The organism is Nonomuraea thailandensis (genome assembly GCF_024172165.1).
GTDB classification, from domain to species: domain Bacteria; phylum Actinomycetota; class Actinomycetes; order Streptosporangiales; family Streptosporangiaceae; genus Nonomuraea; species Nonomuraea thailandensis.
The window spans coordinates 8,067,771-8,085,065 of sequence record NZ_JAMZEB010000002.1; the positions used below are offsets into that span (position 1 = coordinate 8,067,771).

Genomic DNA, 17,295 nt, shown 5'->3' on the forward strand with positions numbered 1-17,295 from the left:
CAGGGTGGCCGTTCATGGGACCCGCTCTGGTCACAGGCCCTGCGGGGAGTGCGGTCGCGATGGGCCAGGCATCGGGCATGAGAGCTCTTGAGGTTTCGCCGGCGCAGGTCATCGCGGCGATGACGGGCCTGCCGGCTCCTGCGGATGCGGAAGGCGTGGTGGTCAAGGAGTTCCTCCCGATGGGGTGGGGCGATGGCGGTTCGCCACCGAGGGCGGTGATCAAGCACGCGATGAGAGGGGGTGTTCTTCCTGCGCCCGGTGGACCAGGACGGTGCCCGAGGCTCGGGCTGCGACGACGTGGACGACTGCTGGGAGTGGGGCCCGGCGCTGCGAGGCCCGGGTTCGGCGGCTGGGCCGGGTCATCTCACGCCGAGCCAGAAGCTGAGGGCCGCGTTGGTCTCGTCCTGTCCTGGGGTGTCCTTGTCGGCCAGGTCGGCGAGGGTCCAGGCCACTCGTACGACTCGGTCGAGGCCGCGGGCTGTGAGGGTGCCCGTGTCCAGGCAGGCCGTCATGGGGCGCATGGCCTCGTCGGAGGGGCGGTAGTCGGCGTGGAGGACGGAGGAGGGGATCTCGGCGTTGGAGCGCCACTGCGTGCCCGCCAGGCGCTTGGCGGCTCGTTCGCGGGCCGCCAGGACGCGTTCGGCCACCGTCTCGCTGGATTCCACGAACTGGCGGTCGGCCAGGAGCTCGCGGCGCGAGGAGCGGGCGACGGTGACCTTCATGTCGATGCGGTCGAGGAGCGGGCCGGAGAGGCGGCCCAGGTAGCGGCGTCTGATCGTGGGAGAGCACTTGCAGGTCTCGGTCTGGTCCTCCGCCTGGGCGCAGGGACAGGGGTTCGCCGCCAGGACGAGCATGAACCTGGCCGGGAACGTCACCGAGCCCGCCGACCTCGACACCGTCACGCGGCCGGACTCGACAGGCTGTCTCAGCGCGTCCAGGACATGCCGCGGGAACTCCGGAGCCTCGTCCATGAACAGAACACCCCGATGGGCCAGGGAGACGGCTCCGGGGCGGACGACCGTACTGCCGCCGCCGATGATCGCGGCGGCGGTCGCCGTGTGATGCGGGCTGACGAACGGAGGGCGGCTCATCATCGGCGCGTTGGCCGGCAGGACGCCCGCGACCGAGTGGATGGCGGTGACCTCCAGCGCGTGGTCGAGCTCCAGGTCCGGCAGGAGGGTGGGGAGGCGTTCGGCCAGCATGGTCTTGCCCGTGCCCGGCGGGCCGAGCATCCACAGGTTGTGGCCGCCGGCCGCGCACACCGCGAGGGCTCGGCGGGCGACCGGCTGGCCGACGACGTCCGCCAGGTCGACGTCGGGGGCGCCGGTCGTCTTGGGCGGCTCGGCGTACTCCTCGAACTCGGGCCTGGGCGGGTCGTCGCCCTTGCGCAGCCACTCCACGAGCTGGCGCAGGTCCGCCACGGGGATCACCTTCACGTCGGGCACGAGGACGGCCTCCGCGGAGTTCGCCGAGGGGACCACGACCGTGACGTCACCGTGCTTGGCCGCGCCCAGGACGGAGGGGAGCACGCCGCGCACGGCTCTGATGCGGCCGTCGAGGCCGAGCTCCCCCAGGAAGAACGGCTCCGCGATGCGCTCGGCCGGCACCACGCCCGCCGCGCCCAGGATCGCCACGGCGATCGCCAGATCGAACTGGGAGCCGCGCTTCGGCAGGCTGGCCGGGAAGAGGCTGACGATGATGCGGGCGTCGGGCCAGGGGTAGTTGCTGTTGACCATCGCCGATCTGACGCGGTCGCGGGCCTCGCTGAGCGCTGTGTCGGGCAGGCCGATGAGGTGGATGCCGGCCAGGCCGTTCCCCACGTCGGCCTCGACCTCGACCGTGCGGCCCGCGACCCCCACCAGGGCCACGCTGCGCGTGCGGGCCACGGCCATCTAGATCGCCCCCCGTACGTGACGGAGGGCGAGATCTCCGGCGAAGCGCTCCAGGGCGATCACGTCCACGCGCACGGACTCGAACGTGCGGGGCTGCGTGGAGAGCCACTTGGCCGCGAGCATGCGCAGCCTGGCCAGCTTGGCGGGGCTGACCGACTCCAGTGCCGTGCCGTGGGATCTGCCCGAACGGGTCTTGACCTCGACCACGACGAGGGTGGGGCCGTCCTCCGCGATGATGTCGATCTCGCCGTGGCGGCAGCGCCAGTTGCGGTCGACCACTCTCATGCCCGAGGCCTCAAGGTAGGTCACGGCTGCCTCTTCGCCGCGTTTGCCGAGCTCGAGTCTGCTTTCCTTGGCCATGTGCCACCTCCGTCGTGTCGGTCCGGTGCGGTTCCGGGGATCACCTTCGCGGAGGTGGGGTGGTGGTGAAGGGCCGAACGGGGTTCTGTGGATACAGAGGTGCCGGGGCCGACGGGGTGGTGGATAACCCGGGGTGTCAGTGGCTGGGCGGGCCTGAGTGCACAGATGTGCTGCCGTGGCCACCTGAACGACGAGTTGGTGATACCCGTCTGGAAGTGCTGAGGGGGCACGGAGGCCGGCGACGGGCGGGTGGGCGCGCATGGCAAACGCCAGGACCGTGGCAGGAGAAGGGCTCACGGGCACGGACGGGATCACGCACGCACCACCGTGGCACGGCACCGGTGAGGCGCTGGGCCTGACAGCGGCTCACACGCGTGGTGAGAGGCTTGAGCGCGCCGACTCAGAGCAGGTCTGGCACTGGGCCAAGCTCAGGCTTAGGGACGGCTCAGGCTTGGGGACGGCTCGGGCCTCGGCATGGCTCAGGCGGATGAGGCTCAGACGGATGAGGCTCAGACGGATGAGGCTCAGGCTCACGCCGAGCACGGCACCGGCCCAGGCCGAGGATGAGCACTGACCCAGGGTCCAGCGCCGGACATGCGCAGGCGCGCACACCCAGGCCCCCCGCACGCCCACGCACAGGTGAACGCGCCAAGGACGCTCCAACGGCCCCGGGGCACGAGAACCCGCCCTCGCTCACCCCCGGGCCCACCACCGTCACCTACCCGGAGAACCCTTCCTTGGGCATCTCCAGATCCGCCTTGGCCAGCTCCTCCACGTTCACATCCTTGAACGTGACCACCCGCACGTTCTTGACGAACCGCGCCGGCCGATACATGTCCCAAACCCACGCGTCCTGCATCTTCACATCGAAGAAGACGTCGCCGTTCTCGGCGGTACGGACGTCGAGATCGACCGAGTTGGTCAGATAGAACCGCCGCTCAGTCTCCACCACGTACGTGAACAAACCGACGACATCACGGTATTCGCGGTAAAGCTGCAGCTCCATCTCGGTTTCGTACTTTTCGAGATCCTCTGCGCTCATCGCGGTCCTCCTGTCGTACCGGTCCCCCGGTTCGCCTGCTCAGGCAACCCCGGCCCCCATTTCATTTTCACCCATCCCCCTCGCCACCGTGACGAAGGAGTAACGGTGATCAGGACACGGCCCGTGCGCTTGCAGCGCCAGCCGGTGTCCTGGTGTGACATACCCCTTGTGCTCGGCGAAGCCGTACTGCGGGTAGCGCTCGTCGAGCGCGACCATCAACCGGTCCCTGGTCACCTTGGCCACGATCGACGCGGCCGCCACGCACGCGGCCACCTGGTCCCCCTTCCACACGGCCAGCGACGGCGCCGGGAGCCCCGGGACCGGGAAGCCGTCCGTCAGGATGTACTCCGGGTCACAGGGCAACTGCGCGACGGCTCGCCGCATTCCCGAGACGTTGCACTTGTGCAGACCTTTGGCGTCGATCTCCCCCGGTGGGATGATCACTATGCCCACGTGCGCCAGACGCATGATCTGGTCGTACAGGCGCTCGCGCACCTGCGGGGTCAGCAGCTTGGAGTCGCCCAGGCCGTCGATCTGCCTGCGCAGGACGACGGCCGCGACCACCAGGGGGCCGGCGCACGCGCCGCGACCGGCCTCGTCGACGCCCGCGATGGGGGTGAGGCCGCGGCGGGCCAGCGCCCGCTCATAGGCGTAGAGTCCGGAATCGCGCCGGACGACGCTCGGTCGAGGGCGGAACGCAACTGTCATGACACAGGCAGCGTACGCCCCATTCGCCGCATACCGCGACTGGAAGACGCCTCTACTTGACCTTGTCGAAAATGTCGGGACGGGAGAAGAGATAGCCCCGCGACAGCGGCCAATAGCGCAGCACGGCCTTGCCCACCACCGCGTCCTCCGAGATGAAACCGCCTCCGGGCTCCTCCATGTGGGCCCGGGAGTCGGCCGAGGCGCTGCGGTGGTCGCCCATCAGCCAGAGCTTCCCGGCGGGCACGGTGACGTCGAACTCATCGCCGGAAGCGAAATCGTCCGGGTAGAGGTAGGACTTCTCGTCCAGCGGCGTGCCGTTGACCGTGATGCGCTTCTGCTTGTCGCAGCACACCACCTTGTCGCCGCCGATGCCGATGACCCGCTTGATCGTGTCCTCGCCGTTCCAGCCCTTGAAGACCACGATGTCGCCGCGCTCGGGCTTGCCCGCCAGCTTGTTGACGAACACCCGGTCGTTGACGAGCAGAGTGTTCTCCATCGACACCGACGGGATGTAGAACGACCCGACCACGAACGCCTGCAGCAGCAGCGCGATGCCGACGCCCATGACGAGCAGCAGCACGGTTTCGCGGAAACCGCCCTTCTTCTTCTGTTTCCCCACGCCCTCCGCCTTTTCGGTGTCGGCCATCAGCGCCTCCTCCAGAGGCGGCGACGGACCAGCACCAAGGGTACGGCCATGCCGAACCCGGCGACCAGCGGCACCGATCCGCCCAGCGCCTGCAGGGCGGGCTGGGCGAACGTGTCAGGGATGTCGATCGTGTCGAACCTGTTGAACGGCCAGACGATCACGAAGGCCCGCCCGATGACCTGGCCTACGGGGATGGAGCCGCCACCCGGGTCGCCGGTGTGCGAGCGGGAGTCGAGCGAGACCGAGCGGTGGTCGCCCATCACCCACAGCCGCTCCGGCGGCACCGTGACGTCGAAGAACTCGTCGGAGGGCCGGTCACCCGGGTAGAGATAGCTCTCCTCGTCGATGGGCGTGCCGTTGACCGTGATGCGCCCCTTGGAGTCGCAGCACTTGACGTGGTCACCGCCCACGCCGATGACCCGCTTGATGTAGTCCTTCTCGCCGGGGATGATGCCGAACGCCGTGCCGACCCACCGGAAGAAGCCCTCGACCACGTTGGACGGCTCCTCCATCTGGAACTCGCCGTCCCAGGAGTCAACGCCCGAGAAGACCACGACGTCGCCGCGCTCGATGTCACGGGTGTGGTAGACGAGCTTGTTGACCAGGACCCTGTCGTTGGTCAGCAGGGTGTTCTCCATCGATTCCGACGGAATGTAGAACGCCTGGACCACGAACGTCTTGATCAGCAGGGCCAGCGCCAGGGCTACGACGATGAGGACGGGAAGCTCTTTCCAGAACGACCCCTTCTTCTCCTGTTTTTCGCCCTTGGCAGGCTTCTGAGTCTCTTCGGCGACCACGTCCACCTCGTCCTCGACAGGGCGGCGCGCCGCGCCGTGCTCCTGGCTTTCGCTAGTCATCGCTGACGAGCCTAGATGATGCTTCGGCCCGACAAGCCTCGACCGACGTTACACCGTGCACGAGTCGCTCCACATAAAGGAAACGGCCCTGTAAAGCCGAATGGCCCGCGCGACGCGCGGGCCATTCGAAAGTCCACCTGTGTTACTTGGCGGCCGCCGTCTCGCGCTTCTCGCGGATGCGGGCGGCCTTGCCGCGCAGGTCGCGCATGTAGTAGAGCTTGGCGCGACGCACGTCACCGCGGGTCACGAGCACGATCTTCTCGATGACCGGGCTGTGCACCGGGAAGGTGCGCTCGACGCCGACACCGTAGCTGACCTTGCGGACCGTGAAGGTCTCGCGGGCACCGCTGCCCTGGCGGCGCAGCACGAAGCCCTTGAAGACCTGGATGCGGGAGCGGTTTCCTTCGACGACGCGGACGTGAACCTCGAGCGTGTCACCGGGGCGGAACGCCGGCACGTCGCCGCGCAGGGTCGCCTTCTCGAGCTCCTGGATCTTCGTGTGCATGAGAGCTGTCCTCAAGTCCTCGCGAGCACGCGGAGGTCCACCCGGCCGGAGCTCGCGGCGGACGCGCTTGCTGATGTGATGAACCCGGGACCGTTACCCGGGCATGCCAGACCAACCCACAGGAGGTTGGCAGCGATTCAGTTTGCCACATCTTCCGGCTGGAGGCGAAACGCGAGCTCTTCGAGCAGCTTCCTGTCGTGCTTGTCGAGCGTCTCGGGGTCGAGCGCCGCCGCCAGCTCGGGCCGGTTCCGCACGGTGCGCCTGATCGCCTCGTCGCGCCGCCAGCGGGCGACCTTCCCGTGGTGCCCGGACAGCAGCACCGCGGGCACCTCGTGCCCGCGCCACACGGGCGGCTTGGTGTAGACGGGCCCCTCGACCAGGTTCTGCATCGACCCGGGCGCGAACGAGTCGTCCACGGCCGACTGGGCGTTGCCCAGCACTCCGGGCAGCAGCCTGCCGACGGCCTCCACCATGACCAGCACCGCCACCTCGCCGCCGGCCAGCACGTAGTCGCCGATGCTGACCTCGTCCACGCGCATCCGCGACGAGTATTCGGCCATGACCCTGGAGTCGATGCCCTCGTAACGGCCGCACGCGAACAGCAGCCACGGCTCCTGCGCCAGCTCCTGCGCCAGCTCCTGGTCGAACGGCCGCCCGCTCGGTGTCGGCACGATCAGCCGCGGCGAGCCTCCCTCGGCGACGGTGTCGATGGCCTCGCCCCACACCTCGGGCTTCATGACCATGCCGGGGCCCCCGCCGTAGGGGGTGTCGTCCACGGTCTTGTGCACGTCGTGGGCCCACTCGCGCAGCTGGTGCAGCCGTACGTCGAGGGTGCCGCGCTCACGGGCCTTGCCGATCAGCGAGACGTCGAGCGGCGCGAAGTACTCGGGGAAGATCGAGATGATGTCGAGCCGCATCACAGCAGCCCTTCCGGAGGATCGACGACCAGCCGGCCCGCCTCCAGGTCGACCTCGGGCACCAGCTCCCGCACGAACGGGATGAGCGCGTCCTCCTGACCCTGGCGGCGCACCACGAGGAGGTCCTGGCCGTGGTGGAGCACGTCCTCCACCTCACCGACGGGCTCGCCGGCGACGGTCCGCACGCTCAGCCCGATGAGCTGGTGGTCGTGGAACTCGTCGGGGTCGTCGGACGGCGTCACCTCGGAGGAGTCGATGACCAGCATGGTGCCGCGCAGCTCCTCGGCGGCGTCGCGGTCGGTGACCCCCTCGAACGCCAGCAGCAGCACGCCCTTGTGCCACCGGCGCCCGGCGACGACGAGCGGCCCCCGGTCGGCGGGGTCGGTCGCGATCGGCTTGCCGGCGGCGAAACGCAGCTCGGGATCGTCGGTGCGCACCTCCACGGTCACGTCACCGCGTACCCCGTGCGGGCGGCCTATCCGGCCGACGACCAGCTGCACGTGAACCTGCCTTCTCTCTCAACGCGGAGCGCCCCCATCGGAACGAGACCGATGAGGGCGCACAAACCTGACGCTAACGGACCGCTTCGTGCAGATCGAGCAGATCGACCCGCACGTACTTCCCGTCGGCCAGGGCGTTCACGACCGTGCGCAGCGCCTTGGCGGTGCGCCCGCCGCGTCCGATGACCTTGCCCAGGTCCTCGGGGTGCACCCGGACCTCCAGGACGCGCCCGCTGCGAATGCGGCGTGCGCGGACCCGGACATCGTCGGGATGTTCGACGATGCCCTTAACGAGGTGCTCGAGAGCCTCCTCGAGCACGTCAGGCCTCGCCCTCGGACGGGGTCTCGGCGACGGCCTCGGCCTCGTCCTTCTTCTTGCCCTTCCTGGGCGTGGTGGCGGCCGTGCCGGTGTCGCCACCGGACAGCGCCTCCTTGGCCGCGGCCTCGTAGACGGCGTGGCGGTCGGGCGCGGGCTCGGCCACCAGCAGCGGTGCCGGAGCGGGCTCGCCCTTGAACTTCTGCCAGTCACCGGTGAGCTTGAGCAGCTTGAGCACCGGCTCGGTCGGCTGCGCGCCGACCCCCAGCCAGTAAGCCGCACGCTCGGCGTTGACCTCGATGCGCGAAGGGTTCTCCTTCGGGTGGTACAGGCCGATCTCCTCGATCGCCCGGCCGTCACGCTTGGTGCGGCTGTCGGCGACGACGATACGGTACTGAGCGTTGCGGATCATGCCGAGCCGCTTGAGCTTGATCTTGACTGCCACGGGTGTGGTCTCTCCTGCATTCGAGCGTGGGTGAACGGCACCTCGCCGAGTGGGGCACGACGGGATGACGCTCCAGGGACAGGCGTAGCCGGCGGGAGGTGAGAGGGCACCCGCATGGCCACGGTGTTCCAACATGCCATTGTGCCAGATCGACGGCACTGCCTACGACCTGTCACGACAGCACACCGCAAAGGTCCGGCAAGGGGTGGACACGCCCACCCCGCCGCCGACGTCCTACTTCTGCCCGGGCAGGCGCAGCTTGGACGGGTCGAAGCCGGGCGGAAGCTCCATCCCCGGAGGCAGCTTCCCGCCGAGGTTGCCCAGCACGCCGCCCTGCTGGGGCGCCGAGGGAGCCGACTCCGGCTCCGACGACGCCTTGCCCAGCGCGGCCTTGCGCGGGTCGCCGCTGACGCGCCGCCCCTTCTTGGCCTTCTTCTGCGCCTTGGCGGCCTTGCCCTTCCCGCCTGGCATGCCGGGAATGCCCATGCCGCCGGCCATCCGCTTCATCATCTTCTGGGCGTCGAAGAAGCGGGTGACGAGGCTGCTCACCGCGCTCACCGTCACGCCGGAACCGGCGGCGATGCGGGCGCGGCGCGAGCCATTGATGATCTTGGGGTCCTGCCGCTCGGCCGGGGTCATCGAGCGGATGATGGCCGCGATGCGGTCGAGGTCGCGATCGTCGATGGAGTTGATCTGGTCGCGCATCTGCCCCATGCCGGGCATCATGCCGAGCAGGTTCTTGATGGGGCCCATCTTCTGGACCATCATCATCTGCTCGAGGAAGTCCTCGAGCGTGAAGTTCTCGCCCGAGGTGAGCTTGCCGGCCATCTTGGCCGCCTGCTCCTCGTCGAACGTCTTCTGCGCCTGCTCGATCAGGGTGAGGATGTCACCCATGTCGAGGATGCGCGAGGCCATCCGGTCGGGGTGGAAGGCGTCGAAGTCCTCGAGCTTCTCACCCGTGGACGCGAACATGATCGGCCGGCCGGTGATGTGCCGCACCGAGAGCGCCGCACCACCGCGGGCGTCACCGTCGAGCTTGGTCAGCACCACGCCGTCGAAGCCGACGCCCTCCATGAACGCCTGCGCCGTGGTGACGGCGTCCTGGCCGATCATGGCGTCGACCACGAACAGGGTCTCGTCGGGCGTGACCGCGTCGCGGATGTCGGCGGCCTGCCGCATCATCTCCTGGTCGATGCCCAGGCGGCCGGCGGTGTCGATGATGACGATGTCGTGGTTGAGGCGCCTGGCCTCGTCGAGCGACCTGCGCGCGACCGCGACCGGGTCGCCCACGCCGCTGCCCGGCTCGGGCGCGAAGACGGCGACCTGGGCGCGCTCGCCCACGACCTGGAGCTGCTGGACGGCGTTGGGCCGCTGCAGGTCGGCGGCGACGAGCATGGGCGCGTGCCCCTGCTCCCGCAGCCACCTGGCCAGCTTGCCCGCCAGCGTCGTCTTGCCCGCGCCCTGGAGGCCCGCCAGCATGATGACGGTCGGCGGCGTCTTTGCGAAGCGGAGCCTGCGGGTCTCGCCGCCGAGGATCCCGATCAGCTCGTCATTGACGATCTTGACGACCTGCTGCGCCGGGTTCAGCGCCTGGGAGACCTCGGAACCGCGGGCACGCTCCTTGACCTGGGCGACGAACGCCTTGACCACCGGCAGCGCGACATCGGCCTCTAGCAGGGCGATGCGGATCTCGCGGGTGGTGGCGTCGATGTCGGCATCGGACAGCCGCCCCTTGGAACGGAGGGAGGAGAAGACCGATGTCAGCCGGTCGGATAGCGTCTCGAACACGTGGTTGGCCAGTCCTCGAAGCGAATGTACGTCTAAGACTCCAGCCTATCCGCTCCGCTAGCCGCTCCAGCCTGGCACGGCCATCCTGACCGTCAGCGCATGCTCGACCAGCTGGATCAGGACGGTTTTCACCGAATCCTTCTTGCGGGCGTCGAGCCGGACCATCGGGATGTGCGGCGACAGGGTGAGGGCGTCGCGCACCTCGGTGTCGCTGTGCGGGTAGGAGCCGTCCCAGCCGTTGATGCCCACCACGAACGGCAGCTGCGCCTCTTCGAAGTAGTCGATGGCGGGGAAGCTGTCGGCCAGGCGGCGGGTGTCCACGAGGACGACCGCGCCGATCGCGCCCCGTACGAGGTCGTCCCACATGAACCAGAACCGGTGCTGCCCGGGCGTGCCGAACAGGTACAGGATCAGGTCACGGTCCAGGGACACGCGGCCGAAGTCCATGGCGACGGTCGTGGTCGACTTCAGCGGTGTCATGCCGAGGTCGTCGATCCCGGCGGAGGCGTCCGTCATGACGGCCTCCGTCGTCAACGGCATGATCTCCGACACCGCGCCGACGAACGTCGTCTTGCCCACCCCGAACCCACCGGCGACGACGATCTTCGTCGAGGTGAGGCCGGGGCTAGAGCCTGCGTAGTCCACTGAGCACCCTTTCCAGCAGGTTGACGTCCGGCCTACCTGCCTCGAGCTGCGGCTGGTGTACCCGAACCAGGCCTTCCGCCGCCATGTCCGCGATCAGAACACGCACCACGCCGAGCGGGATCCGCAGCAGCGCCGACACCTCGGCCACCGATCTGACCTGCAGGCAGAGCTGGCTGATCGCCTTGTACTCGGGCGTGATGTGGGAGAACTCCCGGTGCTCGGCGGTCGCCGAGGACACCAGGGCCTCCATCGCCAGCTTGACCTTGGGCGCGGTCCGCCCGCCCGTCACGGCGTACGGCCGCACCGGGGAGGCGGGGTCAGAGCTGGCGGGCGGGGGCGGGGGCTCCCAGCCGCCGCTGTTCCACGAATTCGTCACCTACATCACCTGGTCTGGCTGGCACGCAGCTCGGCGCGCACAGCCGGAGTCAGCACCTGACCGGCGCGATCGACCATCAGCGTCATCTGATACGCCACCAGACCCATGTCACAGTCCGGCGCCGCCAGCACCGCCAAACAGGAGCCGTCACTGATCGACATGATCAACATCAGACCGCGCTGCATCTCCACGATCGTCTGATTGACCGCGCCGCCCTCGAACACCCTGGCCGCGCCCTGCGTCAGCGAGACCAGACCCGACGCGATGGCCGCGAGCTGATCGGCCCGATCGGCCGGGAAACCCGACGACGCCGCCAGCGGCAAACCGTCGGACGAGACGACCACCGCGTGCGCGACACCCGGAACGGTGCTGACGAAGTCGGTGATTAACCAGTCGACCCCGCGTGCCGCGTGGCTCAGGTCGTTCATTCGCTCTCCTTCGTCGATCGCATGAACGACAGTCGGCTGTGTCTGACTGGCCGCTCGGTGCACTCGCTCATGCGCCCTCATCCCTACTGTCATTCCTGGGCCCGGACCCGTACGTCCTGCCCTCGCTGATGTCGTCGCGCGCGGCCCTGAAGCCTTGCTGGAAGCTCGACAGCCGGCTGCGCACGCGATCGGGCGAGACCGCCGGCATGGGCGCGACGCCCTTGGGCGCCGAGACCGTGTCGGCGGAGCCCGGCACCAGGTTGGCCTTGGGCACCCGCTTGGGCAGGCCCGCCGCCGTCGCGCCGTCGCGCACCGGCTCGCGTACGGCCTCCGCCCTGCTCCAGCCGGCGTCGGCGTTGGCCGAGCCCCACGTGCCGTTGGCGTCGGCCGCGTTGTGGTCGAACCAGGCCGACTCCACCGAGGCGAAGATCGGCAGGTACTCGTCCCCTGCCGAGGCCGGTTTGACGGCGGGCATGGGGCCGGTCGCGGCCGACTCGGTCTCGGGGAAGCTGTTGAAGCTGCCCTTGGCGGGCAGCGGCTGCTCGGGACCGCGCGTCCACGGGCGGGTCTCGTCGGGCAGCACGCCGCGCTGGGGCAGGCTGCTCTCCCGCTGCGGCAGGCCGCTGTCGCCGGTCATGGGGCCGCGCGAGCTGACCCAGACGTCGTTGGAGGAGTCGGCCGACATCCAGCCGCCGGCCTCGGCGGGGAAGGCCGGGCCCGACGCCCAGGAGCCGCTGCCGCCGCCCTGCGGGACGGGCTCCGACGGGTACGACGGATAGGACGGGTGTCCCGGGCCGAGCTGGAACGACGAGGCGGGCCAGGGGCTGGCGGCCGCGGGCTGCGGCGTGTGGAAGGCCTCCCTGGAGGCGCCGCCCGCCGCGGCGGGCGTGCCGACCTGGAGGGCCTGGGCGCCGAGCAACGACTCGGGGATGAGCACCATGGCGGTCAGGCCGCCGGAGCCGTGCGGGCGCAGCTGCACGCGGATGCCGTGCCGGTGCGCCAGCCTGGCGACCACGAACAGGCCCATGCGGCGTGAGACGGAGACGTCCACGGTGGGCGCGTCGGTCAGCCGCTCGTTGGCCTGGGCCAGCTCCTCGCCGGTCATGCCGATGCCGGAGTCGCTGATGGAGAGCATGATGCCGCCGCCGTCGATCCGGCTGCCGGAGACGGGGACGCGGGTCTCGCGGGGCGAGAACGACAGGGCGTTCTCGATCAGCTCGGCGCGCAGGTGGATGACGTCGTTGACGGCCTGGCCGGCGATGGAGACGCCTTCCGGCACCTCCAGCACGACCCGCTCGTAGTTCTCGACCTCCGACAGCGAGGCGCGGGCCACGTCGACCAGCTTGACCGGCTGGCTCCACCGGCGCGGCGGCTCCTGCCCGGCCAGGACCAGCAGGTTCTCGCTGTTGCGGCGCATGCGGGTGGCCAGGTGGTCCAGCTTGAACAGGTTGCCCAGCCGCTGCTCGTCCTGCTCACCCTGCTCCAGCCCGTCGATCAGGGTGATCTGCCGCTCCACCAGCGTCTGGCTGCGCCGCGACAGGTTCACGAACATCGCGTTGACGTTGGAGCGGAGCTTGGACTCCTCGCCGGCCAGGCGGACCGCTTCGCGGTGGACCTCGTCGAAGGCCCGGGCGACTTCACCGATCTCGTCCCTGGAGTTGATCTCGATGGGCGGGACCCGTAGCTGGTCGGGGTCGACGTCGGTGTTGCGGAGCTGGCGGACCAGGTCGGGCAGCGTGTGCCCGGCGATCTTCAGGGCGTCGCCGCGCAGGCGGCGCAGCGGGCGTACCAGCGAGCCGGCCATGAGGGCGGTGATCGCGAGGACCAGGACCAGCAGCGCGATGACGATGCCGATGTTGATCGCGGCGAGCTGCCTGTCGGCGCTGGCGACGTCGGCGCTTCGGGTGGCCACCTGCTCCGACAGCGACTTCTGCACCTGGTGGTGCCGGTCGACGGTCTCGGAGATGGCGTCGAACCAGCTGTCGGTGTCGTTCACGGTCTTGTTGTCGAGCCGGCGCAGGGACTGGCCGTTGTTGTTCAGCAGCACGGCGCGGCTGATGTAGAGCTCGGCGAGACCGATCTTGCGGCTGGCGACCGTGTTGTCGAAGTTCTGGCGCTGCGCGGAGGTGGCGGCCGTGATGAACGCGCTCCGCTCGCTCTCGCGGCGGGAGCGAGCGTCGAGGAAGGCGTTGAACTCCGGCTCCTCGAACTCGCCCCGGACCAGCGCGATCGTCAGCAGCGCGCGCTGCTTGGAGGCCTGTTCCTGCGCGCGGGCGATGGCCCGCAGCGCGGAGGCGGTCGCGATGAGCTGCTCGTCCGTGGAGCCCTGTCCGAGCTCGTCATAGATCTGCAGCATGTCGGCGATGGTCTCGGAGTACTTCTCCACGGTCGGCAGCGGCGGGAGCTCCGAGCCGACGACCGTCTGGCGCAGTGAGGGAAGCTGGCTGAGCCGGACCTCGATCCGGTCGAAGGTCCTGCGGCCCAGGTCCGACAGCGACGATTCGACGGTCTTGGCGAAGGCCAGCGTGCGGGTGACGTTGGCGTCCACGACGCCCTGCTGGCTCTTCAGCTTCTCCTCGTCCCGCCGGCCTTCGGCGACGAAGCGGCCGGCCAGGTCACGCTCCATGCCGAGGTCGCGGGCGAGCTCGCCGAGCTGGGCGACCAGCTTTCCCGAGTCGCTGATGAGCTGGTACTGCTGCGCGCTGCTGATGGAGGTGGTGACGCGCAGCGCGCCCAGGATCACGGCCACGATCGTGGGGATGGCGATGAGAGCGATGAGGCGGGTGCGCACACGCCAGTTGCGCAGGGCGAACGAGCTGCCCGAGCGGGGCGGCTGCGGCGGCGCCGCACCGCCTGCAGACTCTTCCGGAACGTCCGGAGCGCTACCACGACCGGAGCCGGTCGTTGTTGTCCTCACTGGTGGCAACCTCTCGCCATGGCCTGCTCTAGGGGGGTCTCAGCGGCTTCGTCACACGGACGAGTGATCGCAGGCAAGTTCGAGGCCCAATTTGAGCACAAACCTCATACTTAGGCCAACGTCTCGACGGTTTTCAACCGTTCCAACTCACACATTGTTCACGTGGCAAACCCCTGGACACGGAGCGCAACCAACGCGCCAATCCGGACATACAGTCACTAAACGCCATATACACCTCTATTTACATCTATAGCGGTGCACAGTCATATTTTGCAGATAAACGGCATAAACGTGGCATAGTGCTCCCGTTGAGATCTCCCCTCCGGTACGCTTCACGCCCGGCATCCCGTGCCGATCTCCAGAAGACTTCCCCCTGGTAGGAGAACCCCCCGATGACACGCAAACTGCGCTGTCACGCCATTGTTCTCGGCGTCACAGTCGCTCTCACCCTTGCCGGCTGCGGCGGCTCCGACACTCCGGAGACCTCCGCCAACAGCAACGGCTTGGAGAAAACCACCATCACGGTCGGGGCGCTCCCCATTCCGGACCCGGTATCCCTCTACATCGCCAACGCCAAGGGCTTCTTCAAGGAAGAGGGCCTGACCGTCACGCCGAAGATCATCACCGGTGGCGCCGCGGCCATTCCGGCGATCGAGAACGGCTCTCTCGACATCTCGCAGACCAACTACGTCTCGACGTTCATGGCCGTCAGCCAGGGCAAGAAGATCAAGCTGGTCGCGGACATGTACCAGGCCGCCCCGAACACCTTCAACATCATGGTCCCGAAGGACTCGCCGATCAAAACCGTGGCGGACCTCAAGGGCAAGACGGTTCTGGTCAACAACCTGAAGAACATCGCCCAGCTCGCGGTGACCTCGCAGCTCAAGGTGGCCGGCCTCGCGGAGACCGACGTCAAGTTCGTCGAGAAGCCGTTCCCCGAAATGGGCAACACGATCGTGAGCGGCCAGGCCGACGCGGGCTGGATCACCGAGCCGTTCATCACGGCCAACCAGAGCAAGCACGGCTTCCGCAAGCTGGTCGACACGATGACCGGCCAGACCGCCGACCTGCCCATCGCCGGCTGGATGGCCACCGACGAGTGGGCCTCGAAGTACCCGAAGACGCTGGCCGCCTTCCAGCGCGCCATCGCCAAGGCGCAGCAGGTCGCCTCGACCGACCGCAAGGAGATCGAGGCCATGCTGCCGAAGTACACGCAGATCGACGCCAAGACGGCCTCCGTGATCACGCTGGGCGCGTACCCCAGTGAGCTGAACGCCAACCGCCTGCAGAAGGTCGCCGACCTCATGCTCGAGTACGGCTACCTGAAGAGCCCGATCGACGTGAAGTCGGTCATCGCGGCGCCCGCCTCAAACGGATGACCAGTGCACGCCTGCTCCGCGGCGCCATCGGCGCCGCGGGGTTCCTCGTTCTGGGGGAGCTGGTCATCCGCTTCGGCATCGGCGACCAGCTCGACTTCCCCGCCCCCTCGACCATCCTGATCGAGGCCGGGCGCCTGCTGGCCGACCCCGAGTTCCTGGCCGGCGTCGGCACGACCCTCACGAACTGGGTGCTCGGCCTGCTCCTGGCGACCGTCATCGCCGTGCCGGTGGGCGTGCTGCTCGGCGCGCTGACGCCGCTGGAGAGCGCCATCCGGCCGGTGCTCGAGTTCATGCGCCCGATCCCCTCCGTGGCGATCATCCCGCTGGCGATCCTGCTGATCCCGGTGGACGAGCTGATGAAGATCTCGGTCATCGTGTACGCCTCGGTCTGGCCGATCCTCATCAACACCCTGTACGGCATGCACGACGTCGACCCGCTCGCCAAGGAGTCGCTGCGCAGCTTCGGCTTCGGCCGGCTGGCCGTGCTGGCCAGGGTGAGCCTGCCCAGCGCGGCCCCGTTCGTCGCGACGGGCATCAGGATCGCCGCGGGCATCGCGCTCGTCCTGGCCGTCAGCGCCGAGTTGCTGGCCGGAGGCTTCAACGGGATCGGCGTCTACGTGGCCGTCGCAGGCAGCGGCAACAGGACGGACCTCATGATGGCGGCCACGTTCTGGGCCGGTGTCATCGGTGTGCTCGCGAACGTGCTGCTGCTGGCCGGCGAGCGCCGGCTCTTCCACTGGCACCGGATGCGGACGGGAGCGGCGGACTCGTGAAGACCCTCACCAGATTCCTGGCGGTCCCGCTGGTGCTCGTCGTGTGGGAGCTGATCACCCGCGCGATCGGGGACACCGATTTCCCGCCGCCCACGACGATCGTCACCCGCATGTACGAGCTGTGGTTCTCCGGCCCCGTCGGCCAGGTGTTCCTCACCGAGGACGCGATCGCCAACATCCTGCCGAGCCTCGGGCGCATGTTCGGCGGCTGGATCCTGGCCTCCGTGATCGGAATTCTCGCGGGCATCCTGCTCGGACGCTCGCGCGCGGCCACCGACTACGTGGATCCGCTGATCGAGTTCGGCCGCGCGCTCCCGCCGCCGCTGCTGATCCCGGTGTTCCTCGTCCTCACGGCCGGGCTGTCCTCCGAGCTCGTGAGCGGTGTCCTGATCACCCAGCTCTCGACGATCGTGTTCGGCGTGATCTGGCCGGTGCTGCTCAACTCCATCGACGGCGTCAGGGCCGTGGACCGCACGTACACGGAGACGGCGACCGTCTTCAACCTGACCAAGCTGCAGTACCTGCGCGTGGTGCTGCTGCCCGCCGCCTCGCCGAAGATCTTCGCCGGGCTGCGGCTGAGCCTGTCGCTGGCCCTGATCATGATGGTGATCAGCGAGCTGCTCGGCGGCTCCGACGGCATCGGGTACCAGCTGCTGCAGGCCCAGCGCAGCTTCGACGGCGCGGGGGTGTGGGCGGCGATCGCGCTGCTGGGCATCCTCGGCTACGTCGTGAACTCCCTGTTCGTGCTGGCCGAGCGGCGCGTACTCGTCTGGCACCGGCAGGCCAACCGCAACCCGTGAT

Annotated in this window: 19 protein-coding genes; 3 read left to right on the forward strand and 16 right to left on the reverse strand. The window is 68.8% G+C overall.

The window, feature by feature from the left end; all coding sequences use genetic code 11:
- Positions 1 to 359 precede the first annotated feature (359 nt).
- The 16 genes from HD597_RS40735 to HD597_RS40810 form a co-directional block, all read right to left on the reverse strand.
- On the reverse strand, positions 360 to 1,892 hold the full coding sequence (locus HD597_RS40735; protein ID WP_253749800.1) for a YifB family Mg chelatase-like AAA ATPase: 1,533 nt from the start codon (positions 1,890 to 1,892) through the stop codon (positions 360 to 362).
- Positions 1,893 to 2,252 (reverse strand): YraN family protein, encoded by a 360-nt coding sequence (locus HD597_RS40740; protein WP_276083146.1) that lies wholly within the window; start codon positions 2,250 to 2,252, stop codon positions 1,893 to 1,895.
- A gap of 718 nt (positions 2,253 to 2,970) precedes the next feature.
- A complete protein-coding gene (locus tag HD597_RS40745; RefSeq protein WP_026215037.1) occupies positions 2,971 to 3,294 on the reverse strand; it encodes a DUF2469 domain-containing protein in 324 nt (107 codons plus the stop codon).
- A gap of 39 nt (positions 3,295 to 3,333) precedes the next feature.
- Positions 3,334 to 4,002 carry a ribonuclease HII gene (locus tag HD597_RS40750; protein WP_253749806.1) on the reverse strand — a complete coding sequence of 223 codons (669 nt, stop codon included), beginning with the start codon at positions 4,000 to 4,002 and terminating at the stop codon, positions 3,334 to 3,336.
- Between the two features lie 52 nt (positions 4,003 to 4,054).
- Positions 4,055 to 4,648 carry a signal peptidase I gene (gene lepB, locus HD597_RS40755; protein WP_253749809.1) on the reverse strand — a complete coding sequence of 198 codons (594 nt, stop codon included), beginning with the start codon at positions 4,646 to 4,648 and terminating at the stop codon, positions 4,055 to 4,057.
- The gene (lepB, locus tag HD597_RS40760) at positions 4,648 to 5,505 is read right to left on the reverse strand and encodes a signal peptidase I (protein ID WP_253749812.1); all 858 of its coding nucleotides are present in this window, start codon (positions 5,503 to 5,505) and stop codon (positions 4,648 to 4,650) included. Before lepB (HD597_RS40760) ends, lepB (HD597_RS40755) begins: the two co-directional genes overlap by 1 nt.
- 142 nt (positions 5,506 to 5,647) lie before the next feature.
- Positions 5,648 to 6,010 carry a 50S ribosomal protein L19 gene (gene rplS, locus HD597_RS40765; RefSeq protein WP_185109464.1) on the reverse strand — a complete coding sequence of 121 codons (363 nt, stop codon included), beginning with the start codon at positions 6,008 to 6,010 and terminating at the stop codon, positions 5,648 to 5,650.
- Positions 6,011 to 6,147: 137 nt separating this feature from the next.
- The gene (gene trmD, locus HD597_RS40770; protein ID WP_253749815.1) at positions 6,148 to 6,927 is read right to left on the reverse strand and encodes a tRNA (guanosine(37)-N1)-methyltransferase TrmD; all 780 of its coding nucleotides are present in this window, start codon (positions 6,925 to 6,927) and stop codon (positions 6,148 to 6,150) included.
- Complete coding sequence (rimM, locus tag HD597_RS40775) at positions 6,927 to 7,427, reverse strand: ribosome maturation factor RimM (RefSeq protein WP_253749818.1); 501 nt, start codon at positions 7,425 to 7,427, stop codon at positions 6,927 to 6,929. The genes trmD and rimM overlap by 1 nt, the downstream gene beginning before the upstream one ends.
- A gap of 73 nt (positions 7,428 to 7,500) precedes the next feature.
- Complete coding sequence (locus tag HD597_RS40780; RefSeq protein ID WP_043634919.1) at positions 7,501 to 7,746, reverse strand: RNA-binding protein; 246 nt, start codon at positions 7,744 to 7,746, stop codon at positions 7,501 to 7,503.
- Position 7,747: 1 nt separating this feature from the next.
- Positions 7,748 to 8,188 carry a 30S ribosomal protein S16 gene (gene rpsP / locus HD597_RS40785; RefSeq protein WP_253749821.1) on the reverse strand — a complete coding sequence of 147 codons (441 nt, stop codon included), beginning with the start codon at positions 8,186 to 8,188 and terminating at the stop codon, positions 7,748 to 7,750.
- A 234-nt stretch (positions 8,189 to 8,422) separates the two neighbouring features.
- Positions 8,423 to 9,976 carry a signal recognition particle protein gene (gene ffh, locus HD597_RS40790; protein WP_253749824.1) on the reverse strand — a complete coding sequence of 518 codons (1,554 nt, stop codon included), beginning with the start codon at positions 9,974 to 9,976 and terminating at the stop codon, positions 8,423 to 8,425.
- Positions 9,977 to 10,033: 57 nt separating this feature from the next.
- Positions 10,034 to 10,621, reverse strand: a complete 588-nt coding sequence (locus tag HD597_RS40795; RefSeq protein ID WP_148435125.1) for a GTP-binding protein — start codon at positions 10,619 to 10,621, stop codon at positions 10,034 to 10,036.
- Complete coding sequence (locus tag HD597_RS40800) at positions 10,602 to 10,997, reverse strand: DUF742 domain-containing protein (protein WP_253749827.1); 396 nt, start codon at positions 10,995 to 10,997, stop codon at positions 10,602 to 10,604. The genes HD597_RS40795 and HD597_RS40800 overlap by 20 nt, the downstream gene beginning before the upstream one ends.
- Before the next feature lie 5 nt (positions 10,998 to 11,002).
- Positions 11,003 to 11,425: a roadblock/LC7 domain-containing protein gene (locus HD597_RS40805; protein WP_020546542.1), complete on the reverse strand. Its 423-nt coding sequence runs from the start codon at positions 11,423 to 11,425 to the stop codon at positions 11,003 to 11,005.
- A 67-nt stretch (positions 11,426 to 11,492) separates the two neighbouring features.
- Positions 11,493 to 14,216 carry a sensor histidine kinase gene (locus HD597_RS40810; RefSeq protein WP_253749830.1) on the reverse strand — a complete coding sequence of 908 codons (2,724 nt, stop codon included), beginning with the start codon at positions 14,214 to 14,216 and terminating at the stop codon, positions 11,493 to 11,495.
- 518 nt (positions 14,217 to 14,734) lie between these two features.
- Here HD597_RS40810 and HD597_RS40815 point away from each other — a divergent pair.
- From HD597_RS40815 to HD597_RS40825, 3 genes are read left to right on the forward strand one after another with little or no spacing between them, the layout of a single operon-like run.
- Positions 14,735 to 15,721: an ABC transporter substrate-binding protein gene (locus HD597_RS40815; RefSeq protein ID WP_253749833.1), complete on the forward strand. Its 987-nt coding sequence runs from the start codon at positions 14,735 to 14,737 to the stop codon at positions 15,719 to 15,721.
- A complete protein-coding gene (locus tag HD597_RS40820) occupies positions 15,718 to 16,494 on the forward strand; it encodes an ABC transporter permease (protein WP_253749836.1) in 777 nt (258 codons plus the stop codon). The genes HD597_RS40815 and HD597_RS40820 overlap by 4 nt, the downstream gene beginning before the upstream one ends.
- A complete protein-coding gene (locus HD597_RS40825) occupies positions 16,491 to 17,294 on the forward strand; it encodes an ABC transporter permease (RefSeq protein WP_253749839.1) in 804 nt (267 codons plus the stop codon). Before HD597_RS40820 ends, HD597_RS40825 begins: the two co-directional genes overlap by 4 nt.
- Position 17,295 lies beyond the last annotated feature (1 nt).

Coding starts and splice junctions, on each gene's coding strand:
- HD597_RS40735 (WP_253749800.1), bottom strand. CDS start 1,892: ATGGCCGTGGCCCGCACGCGCAGCGTGGCCCTGGTGGGGGTCGCGGGC.
- HD597_RS40740 (WP_276083146.1), bottom strand. CDS start 2,252: ATGGCCAAGGAAAGCAGACTCGAGCTCGGCAAACGCGGCGAAGAGGCA.
- HD597_RS40745 (WP_026215037.1), bottom strand. CDS start 3,294: ATGAGCGCAGAGGATCTCGAAAAGTACGAAACCGAGATGGAGCTGCAG.
- HD597_RS40750 (WP_253749806.1), bottom strand. CDS start 4,002: ATGACAGTTGCGTTCCGCCCTCGACCGAGCGTCGTCCGGCGCGATTCC.
- lepB (WP_253749809.1), bottom strand. CDS start 4,648: ATGGCCGACACCGAAAAGGCGGAGGGCGTGGGGAAACAGAAGAAGAAG.
- lepB (WP_253749812.1), bottom strand. CDS start 5,505: ATGACTAGCGAAAGCCAGGAGCACGGCGCGGCGCGCCGCCCTGTCGAG.
- rplS (WP_185109464.1), bottom strand. CDS start 6,010: ATGCACACGAAGATCCAGGAGCTCGAGAAGGCGACCCTGCGCGGCGAC.
- trmD (WP_253749815.1), bottom strand. CDS start 6,927: ATGCGGCTCGACATCATCTCGATCTTCCCCGAGTACTTCGCGCCGCTC.
- HD597_RS40805 (WP_020546542.1), bottom strand. CDS start 11,425: ATGAACGACCTGAGCCACGCGGCACGCGGGGTCGACTGGTTAATCACC.
- HD597_RS40815 (WP_253749833.1), top strand. CDS start 14,735: ATGACACGCAAACTGCGCTGTCACGCCATTGTTCTCGGCGTCACAGTC.
- HD597_RS40820 (WP_253749836.1), top strand. CDS start 15,718: ATGACCAGTGCACGCCTGCTCCGCGGCGCCATCGGCGCCGCGGGGTTC.